This is a genomic window from Tenacibaculum sp. 190524A05c (assembly GCF_964036595.1).
Classification (GTDB): domain Bacteria; phylum Bacteroidota; class Bacteroidia; order Flavobacteriales; family Flavobacteriaceae; genus Polaribacter; species Polaribacter platacis.
The window spans coordinates 1,872,746-1,889,678 of record NZ_OZ038523.1 but is presented as its reverse complement, the minus strand read 5'-3'; the positions used below and the strand labels follow the sequence as shown (position 1 = coordinate 1,889,678).

The following is a 16,933-nucleotide window of genomic DNA, read 5'->3' as shown; positions in this document are numbered from 1 at the left end:
TATTTTTGCTCGATGTCTTTACGTACGGAACAAACTTTTTTTCTTGATGATGTAGCCATGTTCAAAAAGCAATTATTGACTTGGGGACAACAATACGAAACTGTGGTGTTTTTAGATAGTAATAACTATGAACAACAATATTCAAGCTATGATGCAATTCTAGCAGTTGATGAGTTTACTTCTGTAAAAACAGATTATTATCAAGCATTTGAACAGTTAAAAGAATATCAGTCGTATACACGTGATTATCTTTTTGGTTATTTATCTTATGACTTGAAGAATGATACTGAAGAATTAACTTCAAACAATTTTGATGGTTTGAATTTTCCAGATATGTATTTCTTTCAACCACAAAAAATCATCTTTATAAAAGGAAACGAAGTCTCTTTTGCTTATTTAAGAATGGTTGACGATGAAATTGACGAGGATTTCGAGCAAATTGTAAATGGAGAAAGTCATCCTGAAATTGTTCGTCAAGAAGAGGCCTTAAAAGTGAAATTAAGAATCCATAAAGATGAATATCATAAAAAGGTTTCTAAAGTAATCGATCATATAAAGAGAGGAGATATATACGAAGCTAATTTCTGTCAAGAGTTTTTTGTAGAAAACGCTCAAATAAATCCTTTAGAAACATATAACCATTTAAACAAAATCTCTCAACCTCCATTTGCAACATATTTTAAAAATGATGAGTTGTATTTATTATCGGCTACACCAGAAAGGTATATTAGAAAAGAAGGTAGTAAGATTATATCTCAACCGATAAAAGGAACTGCAAAAAGATTTGTTGATCCTGTAGAAGATGAAAAAAATGCGTTTGATTTAGCTCGTGATGAGAAAGAACGTTCAGAGAATATTATGATCGTCGACTTGGTAAGGAATGATTTATCAAGAACAGCAAAAAAGGGATCAGTAAAAGTGGAAGAATTGTGTAAAGTTTATGCGTTTAAACAAGTACATCAATTGATTTCAACAGTAGTTTCTGAAATAGAAGATGATATTCATCCTGTAGATGTTATTCGCGATACTTTTCCAATGGGAAGTATGACTGGAGCGCCGAAAATTTCAGCAATGAAAATTATTGAGGAATTAGAAGAAACGAAAAGAGGATTGTATTCTGGTACTGTTGGATATTTTACTCCAAATGGAGATTTTGATTTTAATGTTGTCATCAGAAGTATTTTGTATAATCAAGAAAAAAAGTATATTTCATATTCTGTAGGAGGAGCAATTACTGCAAAATCGACGCCTGAAAAGGAATACGAAGAATGTCTTTTGAAAGCAAAAGCCATGAAATATGTACTAACTAATTCTTAAAATAAATAAGCAATGACGCATCAAACATTAAATTTCAATTTTCATAATACCGATTTTTTTGGACAGTATTGGAAACCAGAACAGGTTAAAGCGGTAGTTATTATTTTACATGGATTGGGAGAGCATTCAGGTAGATTTGCAGAAGTAGCAAATAAACTGGTTGACAATGGATATGGTGTTGCTGCATTTGATCATTTTGGTCACGGTAAAACTTCTGGAAAAAGAGGACACAATCCGGGATATGAAGTTGTTTTAGATAGTATTGATCAATTTATAGTTAAGACTAAAGAACTTTTTGGAGACGTAACAACTTTTTTATACGGTCATTCAATGGGAGGAAATGCTGTGTTGAATTACATGTTATCTAGAGATAATAGTATGAAAGGCGTTATCGCTACAAGTGCTTTTTTAAAACTTGCTTTTCAGCCACCAGGATGGAAAATGTTTTTTGGAAAAATCATTCAGAAAATTGCTCCTTCCGTTACTTTAGATAACGAAATAGACTCATCTTCAATATCTAGAGATAAAAATGAAGTTAAAAAATACGATGAAGATCCATTGATTCATGGTAAGGTTAGTCCGAACTTCTCATTGTCATTCATCGAAAGAGGAGCGTGGGCCATCGAAAAAGCCAAGCAATTAGAAAAACCTATTTTACTTTTACACGGTACAGATGATAAATTAATTAGTTGTGAGGGATCAAAAGATTTTGCGGCTAATAATTCAGAATTTGTAACCCTAAAATTATACGAAGGAGGATATCACGAACTGCACAACGATTTTTGCAAGGAAGAAGCTGTAAGTGATATTATTTCCTGGTTAAATAGGCATAGCTAAACCAATGTTAAAAGACTTTAAACAACACATTTTTTCTAATTTCCCTAATTTAGAAAACAAGAAGATTATAGTAGCTACATCAGGAGGTGTAGATAGTGTTGTTCTGGTACATTTGTTAAATCAATTAGAGTTTGATATCGAATTGGCGCATTGTAATTTTCAGTTAAGAGGATTGGAAAGCGAACTTGATTCGAAGTTGGTTGAAGATTTAGGTAAGCAATTGAATTTCAAATGTCATATTAAAAAGTTTGATACAGCGAGTTATTCTGAAGAACATAAGACTTCAATTCAAATCGCTGCAAGAGAATTACGTTATGCTTGGTTTACTGAATTAGCTGATTCAATTAATGCCGACTACATTGCAACTGCACATCATGCAGACGATAATTTAGAAACATTTTTAATCAATTTGTCCAGAGGAACAGGATTAGACGGATTAACAGGAATTCCTAAACAGAATGGTAATATAATTCGTCCATTATTACCTTTTTCTAAAGAGCAAATTATCTCCTACGCTGAGTTAAACCATATCAATTGGAGAGAGGATCAATCTAACTCAGAAACGAAGTATGTTAGAAATAAAATAAGACATAACATAATTCCAACTTTAAAGGAACTAAACCCTAATGTTCTTAGTAGTTTTTCTAAGACGATTGATCACTTATCTGAAAGTAGAGCAATAGTTGACGAAAAAGTGAGTGAAGTTTTAGTAGAAATTCAATCGAAAGATGGTGATGTTATAAAAATTAACATCGAAAAAATGTTAAAATTGACCAATAGGAAAGCATATTTATATGAAGTGCTAAAGAATTATAATTTCACTGAGTGGAGTAATATTTCCGATTTGCTAGAAGGGCAAACAGGTAAGACTATTTACTCTAAAAGTCATGTGTTACTTAAGGATAGAGGCTTTTTGCTTTTAAAAGAAAGAGAGCAATTATCAGTAGATAATCACAAGTTTTATATTGAAAAAGGTATAGAGGAAATAGAGGAACCTATTAAATTAGCTTTTAAAAATACAGATAAAAAAGAGACGGTCACTAAAAATTATGTTTTAGTTAACAAAAATTTAGTAACTTTCCCCATAATTTTAAGAAAATGGGAGGAGGGAGATTTCTTCTATCCAATTGGCATGACTGGCAAAAAAAAGGTCAGCAAGTTTTTTAAGGACGAAAAACTTTCAAGATTCAAAAAAGACCAAACATGGTTACTGTGTAATGCCGATAATGAGATTATATGGATAGTTGGGATGAGACAAGATAGAAGATATTCTATTGATTCCTCTACCACAGATGTTTTACAAATTAGTATATAAAATAACCCCAATACAATACAAACAATGAAAAGAGTTATTACCTTACTTTTATTAATTTTTGGATTTGCTTTTACGGGATTTGCGCAAGATGATCCAGTAGAAGTAGAGACTTCAGTGAAGAAAATTTCAGACACTGAGTACGATTTAATTTTTAATGTATACATAGATGATGATTGGCACTTGTATTCTCAATACAATCCAAAAGATGCGTCTTTACCGATGTCTATCAAACCTTCTGAAGGTGAAACTGGATTTACAGTTGTAGGAAAAGCAGAAGAGAGTGAAACTGTTACAGAATACAGTGAGATATGGGGAATGGATGAAATATTCTTTGTAGAAGAAGCAACGTTAGTGCAACGTATTACTGTTGAAGATCCTTCATTAACTCAAGTTTCTCTTAATATTGAAGCTCAAGTTTGTAAAGAGTTTTGTTTACCTTATGATGATGATTTCACATTTTCATTAACAGGAGGAGAAGTTGTTGAAACTGTGGCTACAGTTGACAAAAAGAGTGAAGAGATTACAAACTCATTAAAATTAGATTTAAAAAATAGAGAATTACTTGAAGCAAGTACAGATAAAGATGAAAATAAAGGGAATTTATTTAACATTTTTATGTTAGGATTCTTAGGAGGTTTAATTGCATTTTTAACTCCTTGTGTATTCCCATTAATTCCATTAACGGTATCTTTCTTTACGAAGCAATCTGAGAAAAGATCTAGAGGTATTACGAACTCATTATTATATGGATTCTTTATTGCTGCGATCTACGTTTTATTAAGTTTACCTTTCCATTTTGCAGAGAGTTTAGATCCAGAAATTTTAAATACTATTTCGACGAACATGTGGTTAAACATTTTCTTCTTTATAGTTTTAATATTCTTTGCTGGTTCTTTCTTCGGATTCTATACAATTACACTTCCAAGTTCATGGAGTAGTAAAGCTGATAATGCATCAGGTATTGGAGGGATTTTTGGAATTTTCTTTATGGCGATTACATTAGCAATCGTATCGTTCTCATGTACTGGTCCAATTTTAGGATCTTTATTAGCAGGATCGTTAACTTCTGATGGTGATCCAATGCAGTTAACTGCTGGTATGGGAGGATTTGGAGTTGCTTTAGCATTACCATTCGCGTTCTTCGCATTATTCCCAAATTTATTGAAATCATTACCAAAATCAGGTTTCTGGATGAAGGCTGTGACTGTATTATTAGGATTTGTTGAATTAGCTTTAGCTTTCAAATTCTTATCAAACGCAGACTTAGTTGGTAACTGGGATTTCCTTAAAAGAGAAATCTTCATCGGAATTTGGATATTCATTACTGTTTTAGCTGCGTTATTCTTGTTTGGTGTAATCAGATTCCCTGGAGGACCAAAAGTGAAGAGAATTTCAGGATTAAGAATTATATTAGGTTTAGCAGTATTAGGATTTGCAGTTTATTTAGCTCCTGGTGTTACTAAAAACCCAATGTGGCCTCAAACAATATTAAGTGGTTTTGCACCACCTCAATTCTATAGTATTTACGATCAAGAAAACAACAAGTGTCCTTTAGCATTAAACTGTTTCAAAGATTTTGACGAAGGAATGGCTTATGCTAAAGAAGTTGGAAAACCTGTGTTAGTTGACTTCACTGGATGGGCTTGTGTTAACTGTAGAAAGATGGAGGAAAATGTATGGAGTGAAAGTAGAATCTATAATACATTAAAAGATGATTACGTATTAATTTCTCTTTATGTAGATGATAACGAAAATCCATTACCAGCTGACGAACAGTTCGATTATGTAAAGCCTAGTGGTAAAATCAAGAAAATTAGAACTTACGGTGAGAAGTGGGCTACTTTACAAACAGTAAACTTCAAGAATGCATCTCAGCCATATTACGTGCAGTTAAGTCCAGATATGGAAGTTTTAAATACTCCACAACAGTATACTGATAAGTTAACTTATTACAACTGGTTAAAAGAAGGAGTTAAGCGTTACAAAGAATAATCATTAGAATTATTATATAAAGAAAAAGATCACTTTAATAAGTGATCTTTTTTTGTTTTATACTTTACTTTTTTGATTATCTAAACGACCATTTTTTATAATCAGTAGAAGATTCAAGTTTCTCTTCAAGATCATCTGGTAAGTCTTTAAAGAAATCAATTTTAGTAATTTTTTCTAGTTCGTCAATAGAAACAACGAATTCATATAATGGTTTATTAGATTCCTTATGAGGTAAAAGAAAAGCAATGGCTTTTATTTCTGGTTGAGTATAATCAAGCAAGATCTTATAAAATGCTTTAGGTACAACTACTTTCTCTTTTCCAATAGTTTTATAATTACTGTCTGTTAAAATACCGCCTGTAATTACATATAGATGATTATATTTTTTTGTCCAATACCTTACTTTTTGTTCTAGCTTGTTCCAGATACCTGCGTTAAAATCGTGTTTTTGAGGAGAAATATTTGAGGTGTAAAAAGTTTCGTCAAATGCATCTTTTGAAAACTTTCTATCTCCGGCAGGACATAAATGGCCTCTATCATATCCAGATTTTTTATAATTTCTCCAATGCGCAGATTTTGTTTTTACTTTAGGATCCTCAATGAAAAAGGGTCTTTTAAAGTTGGTGTACACAATATCTTTTTTATCTAAAGAATACGCCACCCATTCTGCTTGTTCATGTTCCTCACTATAAGACAAAGTGTAATAATTGTGTTTTACAATTTGTTTCGTAGTAGAGGTAGGTAAAAAATTAAAGGAAGAATGAGAGGTTGGTTCTTCGATATCCTTCGAGGTTTTGTTTTCCTTATTCTGTAAATCTTCCTTGTCTTCTAAGTAATATTTATAAAATAAAACTGCGCTTAAAATTAGCGCAGCAATGATTCTTTTTTTATTCACGTTTTAATAGTATTTCTTTAAAGTCTTCTGTTTTCTCAGCATCCTTAAAAATTTCTTGAAACTTTAATGGAGGTACTGTTAATTTACGTTTAGCTAGATCTAACCAAGCTCCATAAACATTAATAATTGCTGATAGTTTTCCTTGGCTGTTGAATACTTCGTGCTGAATTTTCCAACGTTCACCTTTTTCGGACAAACCTGTTATTTTAAGGTTAACGGAAATATCTTCACCTAAGTGTATTTCTTTTAAAAATTTAGTGTTTTCTTCAAATAATATTGGACCTACTTTTTCTTTTGTAAAGTCATGAATTGTAATACCGAATTTATTGAAATAACGTAATCGTGATTCTGCTGCATAATCATTATAAGCAGTATGACGCATATGTATATTGGCGTCAAAATCTGCCCATCTAGTTGTAAATTGTACTGTGAAATTCATTGGGTTCTTTTTAATGAAGTTGCGAAATTACGAACTTAACTCGGTTGATACAATCTTAAAGAGCATAGTTAACAATGTTCTAAATACCTTGATTTTACTGTAATTGTACTCTTGACTATCTTCTAATTTATAAATTGAAAGACACACTGCTTTTTATTTGTTTGATTTCTAGATAGTTTTGGAAGTGTTAGAATAGTTGTAGATCTATAGTTTAACATTTTCGCGAAAAAGACATAAACCTTGTATGTCCATAAAAGAACAAGGCAAATCAATTTTAAATATTATTTGTAATGAAAAAATCAATTTTAAATTTAGGAAAGACATTAAGTAAAGAAGCTCAGAAATCAGTAAATGGAGGAAGTATGGATTACTGCAGTTCACATTTTGAATGTCAAGGAGCATTTCAAGTTTGTATTGCAGGACGTTGCGGAACTCAATTGCACTAAGAATTTTAGATACTATGCAATACTGCTTGAATTAAAGCAGTATTGTTTTTAACTTTTTACATCTAAAGCATCTCTTAAAGAATTTCCTAAAAGCATAAATGCCATGACTAAACTCATGATAGCAATTCCTGGAGCTAATGCTAAAAATGGTTTTCCTAGAATAATATAATTGTAATGATTCTTTATAATTGCTCCCCAAGATGGAGTAGGAGGTTGAGCTCCGATTCCAAGAAAACTAAGTCCACTTTCTATTAGAATCGCTGCTGCAAAGTTAGCCGCAGAAATTACAATTACTGGTGCTAAAATATTCGGTAAAATATGTTTGAAAATAATTCTAAGGTTAGAATATCCTAAAGCTTTTGCGGCTTCAATATATTGTTGCTGTTTTACAGTTATAACTTGTCCTCTCACAATTCTAGCTACTTCAACCCACATCGTTAATCCAACTGCGATAAAAACTTGCCAAAATCCTTTTCCTAAAGTAAGTGTAATTGCAATAACTAAAAGTAGAGTAGGAATAGACCATGTTATGTTAATCATCCACATGATGAATGCATCTATTTTACCACCAAAATAACCAGCTAAAGCACCAATTGGAATTCCTATTAATAAGGAAATAAAAACAGCTATAAATCCTATAGAAAATGAAATTCTAGTTCCAACAAGAATTCGACTCCATAAGTCTCTACCAAATTTATCCGTTCCTAGAAAGAAGTTTTTTTTCTTTATATAATTTTCTGGAGACGATCCAAACTGTTTTAAGTCAAACGATTTGAATGTGCCATCATATTTTTTTACTTCAATATGCTCCTTTTGTATTTCGTATGATAAAATTGGAATTTCAGTGTAATTGATTTTTTTGCCGTATAATAAAGTTGAAATCCATGATGATTCGTTTGAAGTATTTTGATTTGGAACCTGAATGAATTCTGAAGAGAATCCTGGTGATTTTGAATGAATTTCTATGTTCATTTGGTTTGCAGAACTACTATTGTCTGGAGCCAATACATAACAGAAAAGCGCAACAAATCCACAAAGAATTATATAAACTAAACTGATTAATCCAGTTTTATTCTTTTTGAATTTTTGTAATGTTAAATACCAAAGCGAATTTGTTGATTTCATCCTCTTTATACTAACGATTAAGTTTAGATATATCTTTTCCCGTAGGAGATTCAAAAATTTCTAAATCAAAGAAAGAAACAGCGGCACAAACATGATCAAAAATGTCTGCAATAATACGTTCATAAAACACCCATTCTTTCATTGTGCTAAAGGCATAAATCTCTAAAGGAATTCCCTTAGAAGTTGGAGTTAATTGTCGAGTCATAAACGTAAGGTTTTTGTTGATTTGAGGATGCTGTTCTAGGTATACATCCAGATATTTACGAAACAACCCAAAATTAGTCAGGTTTCTGCCGTTTATTAAAACTTCTTTATTAATCTCATTAACTGTATTAAAATCTCTTATTTCAGTGCTTATAGCAGTTATGTATGGGCTAATTATTTCAATTTTTTTGAACTTTTCAATTTCTTCATCAGAAAGAAATTTTATACTGCTCATTTTAATAGAAACTGCACGCTTAATTCTTCTTCCACCTGAATTACTCATAGCACGCCAGTTTTTAAAAGAATCGGATATTAATGAGTATGTTGGAATACTGGTAATCGTATTGTCAAAATTCTGAACAATTACAGAGGTTAAGTTTATTTCAACTACAGTTCCATCAGCTCCATATTTTTCCATTGTTATCCAATCTTGGAGTCGAACTGTATCGTAAACTGAGATTTGAATACTGGCAACAAAACCAAGAATTGCATCTTTAAAAATTAAAAGTAGAACTGCGGAAAATGCTCCTAATGTTGTAAAAAAACGAGCTAACGGTCTGTCAGAAAGTATGGAAATACTAATAATCAAACCAATTAGCCAAAGAAAAACCATAAAGATTTGAACGTAACTTTCTAAAGGTTTATCTCTGAAAATTGTAAGTGTTCTTAAATAATCTTTAATACTAGACAATACACTTTTAACCAATAGAATGAAACTAATGACAATACAGACGTTGGTTATCTTTTGTGCATAATTTAATAACCGATTAAAATCAATAAAAATGTAATCTAGAAAAGAGTAAACAACAATGAATATTAAGACTCTAGATAAATTTAAAAAGAATTTATTCTTTATTAGTATATCGTCAAATTCGGTTTTAGTTTTTGAAGCAATTTTTCGAATCATTTTACTACCGAAAAGTTTTACTAATCGATAAATCATATAACCAAAAATGGCAACAATCAAAAGATTGGTAATTACATTAAGATACATTGCTATACCAGCATCAATATCAAAAGTATTTGTATATAGATTATAGAATATCTTTCTTGAATTCATAGTTTATAGAAGATTCGTAAACTCTTCTCCTTCTTTTAAATTAAATCTTTTTCTGAACCAATATACTACGATGTATAATAGTGGCGTATCAATTAAAGCAATCATTATTTTAAAAATAACTCCACTTATCAATAACCCTAAAAATTGTTCCCAAGCAATTATTCCAAATGAACATAACAGCACTAATACCGTTAGTGTATCAATAATTTGTGAAGAGAAGGTTGAAAAATTATTACGTAACCATAAATGCTTACCGTTTGTAAAGTTTTTCCAGAAGTGGTATACTCTAATATCAACAAATTGAGCGAATAGATAAGCTAACATAGATGCAAGAACAGCTAATGGTGCTGCTCCAAAAACTAAATTAAAGGTATCGTCATTTACTGGAGACCACGTTGTTGCAGGTGAATATTTTCCTAAGTAAATTATTCCTAATGAGAACAATGAGGCAAAAATTCCTGTAATTACAACTTGATTCGCTTTTTTCTTACCGTATATTTCTGACAATATATCCGTAATTAAAAAGGTAATTGGATAAGGTAATAAACCAACAGAAACCTCAAATAATTTTACGCCATAGATTTCAATATCAAAAGGATACCAATAAAAAAATTTCTGAAAAATAAGGTTGGAAGCAACTAGTGAGGCAATAAATAATGCGGCAAGAATGAGATAAATATTATGCGCAAGTAGTTTGTTTTTCTCGGTCATATAACGAAAATAGCAAAATTAAAATTGATTATGTTTGCATAATTAAACAAATGATTAAAGAAACATATGAAAGCATATATTTTTCCTGGTCAAGGTGCTCAGTTTACAGGTATGGGTTTAGACTTATACGAGAAATCACCGTTGGCTCAACAGTTATTTGAACAAGCAAATTCAATTTTAGGATTTAGTATTACAGATGCAATGTTTGAAGGAACGGCGGAGGAGTTAAAGCAAACTAAAGTAACTCAGCCAGCTATTTTCTTACACTCAGTAATTATGGCTAAAGTACTTGGTGAAGATTTTAAACCAGATATGGTTGCAGGACATTCTTTAGGAGAGTTTTCTGCTTTAGTTGCAAGTAATGCATTATCATTCGAAGACGGTTTAAAATTAGTTGCTACAAGAGCGATGGCAATGCAAAAGGCATGTGAGCAACAAGCCTCTACAATGGCAGCTGTTTTAGGTTTAGAAAATGAAGTAGTTGAAGAAGTTTGTAATTCAATTGAAGGAACAGTGGTTGCAGCAAACTATAACTGTCCAGGACAGATTGTTATTTCTGGAGAGGTTGAAGCAATTAACAAAGCTTGTGATATTCTGAAAGAAAAAGGAGCGAAAAGAGCTTTAGTATTACCAGTTGGAGGAGCATTTCATTCACCTTTAATGGAGCCTGCCCGTGAAGAGTTAGCAAAAGCAATTGAGGAAACTACTTTTAACACTCCAATTTGCCCAGTATATCAAAATGTAGTTGCTAAGGCAGTTACAGATCCTGCTGAAATAAAAGAAAATTTAGTGGCACAATTAACAGGCGCTGTTAAGTGGACTCAATCGGTTCAGCAAATGATCGCAGATGGTGGAGCAGAGTTTGTAGAAGTTGGACCAGGTAAAGTTTTACAAGGTTTAATGAGAAAAATTGATAGAAGCGTTGCTGCTATTGGAGCAAGCTTTGAATAAAAAAAACAATTTATTATAAAATAAAAAACGCCCTAATTGCTAGGGCGTTTTTATTTTTTATTGCTTCACTTTTTCTTGAAGTTTATTAAGTAGGACTGGCTCTCCAAATCCTAAGTCTTTCATTCTTTTTAATTGTGTTTCTGCATCTCCAACAACTAACCAAATCATTTTGTTAGGATCAACATATTGATTTGCTAATTCTTGAATGCGAGGAATAGTCATTTCAGAAACAATTTTTTCTCTACCCTTTACATAGTCAGGAGATAAATTATAAGTACTAATGTTTTCTAACATTCTTAATTTAGCATTCATCGTTTCAAAAGCACGAGCATTTGATTTGATTAAGAATCCTTTAGTCGTTGCTAAATCTTTCTCGTTATAGTTTTTAGCGTAGTTTTCTAAAATTTGTTTTACTAATTGAGATGCTTCTAAAGTTACGTTACTTCTTACTCCACTAGAAATAGTAAATGCTCCCTTTTCTTTGTTTCCAGAAAAACGAGAACGCACTCCGTAAGTATAACCTTTACCTTCTCTAAGTTGTTGTGTTAACTGAGAAGCAAAACCACCGCCACCTAAAATATAATTCATAACAGTAGCTGGATAGAAGTCTTTATCATTAAATGCCAATGCCGGAGTTCCAAAACGTAATTGAGATTGTTTCGCATTAGGAACGTCGTAAAAATATACCGTCGATTTTTTGGGTGGTTCTGGAGTCGGGAAACTAGGAATGTTAACTTCCTTGGCTTTCCATCCGTCGTTAATTTCTTTTAAAGAAGATACAATACTACTTTGATCAATATCTCCAACAACATGCATTGTAGTAACAGAAGGAGAAATATAATTATTATAGTAGTTTTTAATATCATCAATGGTAATTGTTTCTACAGAGGCAATTGTTCCTAAAATATTTTTAGATCGGATATTATCTTTACCATATAATAAAGTATTATACTGATTTGCGGCAATTGACCTCGGACTAGCTTCTTGTTGTCTTAAGTTCGTAATAGCGCGTTTCTTTAATAAATCAAACTCTGTTTCATCCCATCTTGGCTCTAACAACATTTCTTTTACTAAAGCCAAAGTTGCTTCGTAATTTCTAGTTAAAGTAGTTCCTGAAATTCTGATGTTATTTTTAGTAGCGAAAACAAATACAGAAGCACCTAATTGCGCTAATGCATCTTCTAATTCACTAACCGTTTTATTTTTAGTCCCTTTTTCTAATAAACCAGCGGTTAAGTTAGCAACACCTAATTTATTCATGTCTTCTAAAAGTTGTCCTCCTTCAATTACAAAGTTGAATTCAACTAAAGGAACTTCACTATTTTGGATACCAAAGATTTTGATTCCGTTATCCAATTTATCTTGCCAAACATTTGGAGTTTTGATTTCAGGTGATTTTCCATATTCAGGCTCAACAGAACGATCAAAAGATGAAGGTGTTTTTTCGTATTCTGCTGCAATTGAAGCATCAAAAGATTCTTCTGCACCCATTACGATTTTCTCTTCTGCAATTTTTGCTTCTTCTGAATTTGTTAAAGCTAAAGCTTGATCACCACGAGGAACAAAACTAGTAGCTATAAAGTTTTTTCCTTTGATGTATTTGTTGAAAACGTTCATTACATCTTCAGTTGTAACTGCTAAAGTTTCATTTAATTCTTTCGTTACATAACCTGGGTCTCCAGTGTATGTATTATATGAAGCTAAACGAGATCCTTTTCCAAGAACACTAGATAAGCTACTGTAAAAATCAGTTTCTAATCCTGCTTTAATACGATCTAAATCTTTTTGAGGAATTCCATTTTGTTCAAAGTCAGTAAAAGCTTTGTCAATTCCAGTTTTCACTTCATCGAGTTTGGTATTATTAAAAGCTCTAACTACTAATTGAACCTGTCCCGCAATTTCTGATGTAAAGTTAAACATTGTTGTTCCAGAAGTTAGTTTTAAATCATCAACTAAAACTTTATTTAATGGCGCTTTTTTACCAACAGTTAAATATTCTGTTAGAATGTCAAGAGCATAAGAATCTTTATGATATTGTTCAACAGTAGGCCATGTTAATGTTAATTCAGGTAATCTTGCGAAGTTATCTTCATAAAATAAGTACTTAGTTTCATTAACAATTCCTGGGCGTTTTTGAACTGGAGTGATTTCTCCTCCTCTAGGAATTTCATCAAAATATTTGTGAACCCATTCTTTTGCTTTAGCAACATCAATATCTCCAGATAAAACTAAAGTAGCGTTATTTGGAACGTACCATTTTTTAAAGAAATTTTTTACATCATCTAAAGTCGCATTCTGTAAATCTTCTAAAGAACCAATTACTTGCCAATTATATGGATGATCTTTTGGATATAAGTTTTTACCAATAACATATTGTCTGTGTCCATAAGGTCTGTTATCAACACTTTGTCTTTTTTCGTTTTTGACAACTTGTTTTTCTTTTGCTAAAACTGGATCAGTAACAGTATTGATAAACCAACCTAATTTATCAGCTTCTGCCCAAATCATTTTTTCTAATGCATCACTAGGAACAGTTTGTAAATAATTAGTTCTATCTCTCGAAGTTGAACCATTTGCTCCAGATCCTCCTATACGTGCACTCATCTTATCTAATCCACCTTTTCCAAGGTTTTCAGATTCAAGGAATAATAGATGTTCAAATAAGTGAGCAAATCCTGTTCTACCTTCTATTTCTCTAGCAGAACCAACATGAACCATAAGTTCCACAGCTACAACTGGATCAGATTTATCTACATGAAAAATAACATCAAGTCCATTATCTAATGTTATTTTCTCATAATCAATTTTTAAAGCTACTTCTTTTTTGTCTTTAGAAGTAGAGGTACAACTCAGTATAAAAACTGAAAGGCATACCAATAGTATATTTTTAGTCATTTTGGATTTTATTTATGGGATGAAATTACAAAAACTAGTAAAGAAGCCTTTACTAGTTTTTGTTAAATGTTATTGAAGTCAAGCAAGTTGCTCAGAATATTTATTGTTTTTTCTGCCATTCCCAAGCAGATTGTAAAGCTTCTTCAATTGATTTTTCAGTCTTCCACTTGAGTTCACTGTTAGCCAAATTGGTGTCAGCATATGCAGCTGTAATATCTCCTTCTCGACGTGGTGCTATTTTATAATTCAACTTTTGATTTGTAGCTTTTTCAAAAGCAGTTACAATTTCCAAAACAGAACTACCTTTACCTGTACCTACATTGAAAAACTCAAAGTTATTTTTATTTTCTTTTTGAAGTAATCTTTGGAGTGCAGCGATATGTGCTTTTGCTAAATCAACTACGTGGATATAATCACGAATGGCCGTCCCATCTGGTGTGTTATAATCATCTCCAAATACAGAAAGTTGTTCTCTAATTCCTGCAGCTGTTTGTGTAACGTAAGGAATTAAATTTTGTGGAACTCCAAGAGGTAATTCTCCAATTTTAGCTGATTCGTGTGCTCCAATTGGGTTGAAGTAACGTAGAGAAATGGCATTTAATCCATTCGCTTTGCATGTATCTCGAATGATTTCTTCACCAATTTGTTTTGTGTTTCCGTAAGGAGATTCGGCTTTTTTGATAGGAGCTTCTTCGGTTATTGGTAATTCATCCGCCTGTCCATAAACCGTACAAGAAGAACTAAAAATAAAATTATCAATAGAACGATCTCGCATTTCTTGAAGAAGATAAACTAAACTCCCAATATTATTTTCATAATACTCTAATGGTTTTTGCACACTTTCTCCTACAGCTTTAAAGGCTGCAAAATGAATAATTCCATCAATATTGTTGTTGTTAAAAAAATCAGTTACATCTTTCTTTACTTTGAGGTCTATTTCGTGGAATTCAGGAAGCTTACCGGTAATTTCTTTTATACTTTCTAAAACTTCAATTTTAGAATTTGAAAGATCATCTATAATCGTCACATCGAAACCAGCATTTTGCAATTCTACAACTGTATGTGAACCTATAAATCCTAACCCTCCAGTGACAAGTATTTTTTTCATTATTTAAGAATTGAAATCAGAGTCTCTTAAGTGCAGAACAGTTTTGGCGTTTTCTTTCGATGGTCTAATTAGAATGAGTAATATAAGTACTCCAATATTTAAATTTATTAATTCCGGTTTTACCAGTAAAATAAAAAAGCCTGCCGCTTCTAACGGAGCCCAGCGCATTATGAAGGAACTGATATAAGCAGTAAGTTTATCAGAAGTCGATTGTTCTCTAGCAATACTATCTAACTTTTTCTTCGATATAAAGAGACCTAAAAAGTATGCTACAATTGGAATTAAAACATAAATAAAATCAGAACCCTCAATTTTAAATTTGTCAAGATTTTTAAAATCGCCTAAGACATAATTAAAAATACAAAACCCAATAATCTGAGTTACATGAATAAGTTGAGCGGTTCTAATTTTCTGATTCATTCTAGCTTAAAAAATCATTTATAGTTTTCGTAATAAAAGTCAATTGCTCGTCATCCAATTCTGTATGCATTGGTAAAGAGATTACTGTTTCTACTAACTGATTCGTAATTTTAAAGTCGTCCTCATTATAACGTTCATCTGCATATGCTTTTTGCTTGTGTAAAGGAACTGGATAGTAGATTGCATTGGCAATTCCATTATCTAGTAAATGTTTGTGAAGCTCGTCTCTTTTTCCATTTGTAATTTGTAATGTATACTGATGGAAAACATGACAATCGCAAGTTTCACAAATTTGACCGCAACTTGAAGTAGTTGGTGTTACAATATTTGGATTAGAAGCAAAGGCGTTGTTATAAAATTTAGCAGCTTTTCTGCGTGCATTACAATATCCATCTAGTAATGGAAGTTTAGCCTTTAATACTGCTGCTTGAATACTATCTAACCTCGAATTTACACCTACAACATCATGATAGTATCTTTTATACATTCCGTGGTTAACAATTCCTCTAATGATATGAGCTAAATCATCATCATTAGTAAAGATTGCTCCACCATCACCATAGCAACCTAAATTTTTCGAAGGGAAGAACGATGTGGTTCCAACATCTCCTATTGTACCAGCTTTTTGCTTAGATCCATCCTTGAAGGTATAATTCGCTCCAATTGCCTGAGCGTTATCTTCAATAACGAATAAATTATGCTCTTTTGCAATTTCTAAGATAGCCTCCATATTAGCCACTTGTCCGAATAAATGTACAGGAACAATTGCTTTGGTTTTAGGTGTTATTGCTTTTTTTAATGCGTCAATATCAATGTTAAAAGTATCAGGTTCAACATCAACTAAAACAGGAGTTAAATTCAATAGTCCAATTACTTCTACTGTAGCAGCAAAAGTAAAATCAGCAGTTATAACTTCATCTCCAGGTTGTAAACCTAATCCCATCATTGCAATTTGCAACGCGTCTGTTCCATTTGCACAAGGAATTACATGTTTAACATCCAAATATTTTTCTAAATCTGCTTGAAATTCTTTTACGTAAGGACCGTTAATATATGCTGAAGAATTCAAAACTTCTTGTATTGATGCATCTACGGTATCCTTAATTTTTTGGTATTGACTTTGTAAGTCAACCATATGAATTTTTTTCATCTATCCGCTGTTTGTTTACTCAAAAGTACAAATTTAAAACCTTTATATTTGATAAAACATATTTAAGA

General features: G+C 31.8%; 15 protein-coding genes. 6 read left to right on the top strand and 9 right to left on the bottom strand.

Translation table 11 applies throughout. The features are described from left to right. The first annotated feature begins 12 nt into the window (after positions 1 to 12). From pabB to ABNT61_RS08235, 4 genes are read left to right on the top strand one after another with little or no spacing between them, the layout of a single operon-like run. Entirely contained in the window at positions 13 to 1,317 is a 1,305-nt protein-coding gene (pabB, locus tag ABNT61_RS08250; protein WP_348745561.1) for an aminodeoxychorismate synthase component I, read from the top strand. 12 nt (positions 1,318 to 1,329) lie between these two features. After that, positions 1,330 to 2,154 carry a lysophospholipase gene (locus ABNT61_RS08245; RefSeq protein ID WP_348745560.1) on the top strand — a complete coding sequence of 275 codons (825 nt, stop codon included), beginning with the start codon at positions 1,330 to 1,332 and terminating at the stop codon, positions 2,152 to 2,154. 4 nt (positions 2,155 to 2,158) lie between these two features. Beyond that, entirely contained in the window at positions 2,159 to 3,469 is a 1,311-nt protein-coding gene (gene tilS, locus ABNT61_RS08240) for a tRNA lysidine(34) synthetase TilS (RefSeq protein ID WP_348745559.1), read from the top strand. Positions 3,470 to 3,493: 24 nt separating this feature from the next. Next, complete coding sequence (locus tag ABNT61_RS08235; protein WP_348745558.1) at positions 3,494 to 5,461, top strand: protein-disulfide reductase DsbD family protein; 1,968 nt, start codon at positions 3,494 to 3,496, stop codon at positions 5,459 to 5,461. A gap of 76 nt (positions 5,462 to 5,537) precedes the next feature. Here ABNT61_RS08235 and ABNT61_RS08230 read toward each other — a convergent pair whose 3' ends face one another. After that, positions 5,538 to 6,356, bottom strand: coding sequence for a DNA/RNA non-specific endonuclease (locus tag ABNT61_RS08230; protein WP_348745557.1), 819 nt, complete (start codon positions 6,354 to 6,356; stop codon positions 5,538 to 5,540). Then, complete coding sequence (locus tag ABNT61_RS08225; protein WP_348712524.1) at positions 6,349 to 6,795, bottom strand: acyl-CoA thioesterase; 447 nt, start codon at positions 6,793 to 6,795, stop codon at positions 6,349 to 6,351. The genes ABNT61_RS08230 and ABNT61_RS08225 overlap by 8 nt, the downstream gene beginning before the upstream one ends. A gap of 290 nt (positions 6,796 to 7,085) precedes the next feature. On the opposite strand from ABNT61_RS08225, the gene ABNT61_RS08220 reads away from it, so the two are divergent. Beyond that, positions 7,086 to 7,241 carry a hypothetical protein gene (locus ABNT61_RS08220; RefSeq protein ID WP_348723627.1) on the top strand — a complete coding sequence of 52 codons (156 nt, stop codon included), beginning with the start codon at positions 7,086 to 7,088 and terminating at the stop codon, positions 7,239 to 7,241. A 48-nt stretch (positions 7,242 to 7,289) separates the two neighbouring features. Here the strand turns inward: ABNT61_RS08220 and ABNT61_RS08215 are convergent, their stop codons facing one another. The 3 genes from ABNT61_RS08215 to ABNT61_RS08205 are packed head-to-tail and all read right to left on the bottom strand — an operon-like array spanning position 7,290 to position 10,341. Then, complete coding sequence (locus ABNT61_RS08215) at positions 7,290 to 8,366, bottom strand: ABC transporter permease (RefSeq protein WP_348745556.1); 1,077 nt, start codon at positions 8,364 to 8,366, stop codon at positions 7,290 to 7,292. A 10-nt stretch (positions 8,367 to 8,376) separates the two neighbouring features. Beyond that, entirely contained in the window at positions 8,377 to 9,630 is a 1,254-nt protein-coding gene (locus ABNT61_RS08210; protein WP_348745555.1) for a mechanosensitive ion channel family protein, read from the bottom strand. Positions 9,631 to 9,633: 3 nt separating this feature from the next. Further along, on the bottom strand, positions 9,634 to 10,341 hold the full coding sequence (locus ABNT61_RS08205) for a queuosine precursor transporter (protein WP_348712520.1): 708 nt from the start codon (positions 10,339 to 10,341) through the stop codon (positions 9,634 to 9,636). Between the two features lie 66 nt (positions 10,342 to 10,407). On the opposite strand from ABNT61_RS08205, the gene fabD reads away from it, so the two are divergent. Next, positions 10,408 to 11,292, top strand: coding sequence for an ACP S-malonyltransferase (gene fabD / locus ABNT61_RS08200; RefSeq protein ID WP_348745554.1), 885 nt, complete (start codon positions 10,408 to 10,410; stop codon positions 11,290 to 11,292). Positions 11,293 to 11,349: 57 nt separating this feature from the next. On the opposite strand, the gene ABNT61_RS08195 is transcribed toward fabD, so the two are convergent. The 4 genes from ABNT61_RS08195 to ABNT61_RS08180 form a co-directional block, all read right to left on the bottom strand. Continuing rightward, positions 11,350 to 14,187, bottom strand: a complete 2,838-nt coding sequence (locus ABNT61_RS08195) for a pitrilysin family protein (protein ID WP_348745553.1) — start codon at positions 14,185 to 14,187, stop codon at positions 11,350 to 11,352. Positions 14,188 to 14,287: 100 nt separating this feature from the next. Then, the gene (gene galE, locus ABNT61_RS08190; protein WP_348745552.1) at positions 14,288 to 15,295 is read right to left on the bottom strand and encodes a UDP-glucose 4-epimerase GalE; all 1,008 of its coding nucleotides are present in this window, start codon (positions 15,293 to 15,295) and stop codon (positions 14,288 to 14,290) included. A gap of 3 nt (positions 15,296 to 15,298) precedes the next feature. Further along, a complete protein-coding gene (locus ABNT61_RS08185; RefSeq protein ID WP_348742450.1) occupies positions 15,299 to 15,715 on the bottom strand; it encodes a hypothetical protein in 417 nt (138 codons plus the stop codon). A 1-nt stretch (position 15,716) separates the two neighbouring features. Next, positions 15,717 to 16,865 carry a DegT/DnrJ/EryC1/StrS family aminotransferase gene (locus tag ABNT61_RS08180; protein WP_348745551.1) on the bottom strand — a complete coding sequence of 383 codons (1,149 nt, stop codon included), beginning with the start codon at positions 16,863 to 16,865 and terminating at the stop codon, positions 15,717 to 15,719. Positions 16,866 to 16,933 lie beyond the last annotated feature (68 nt).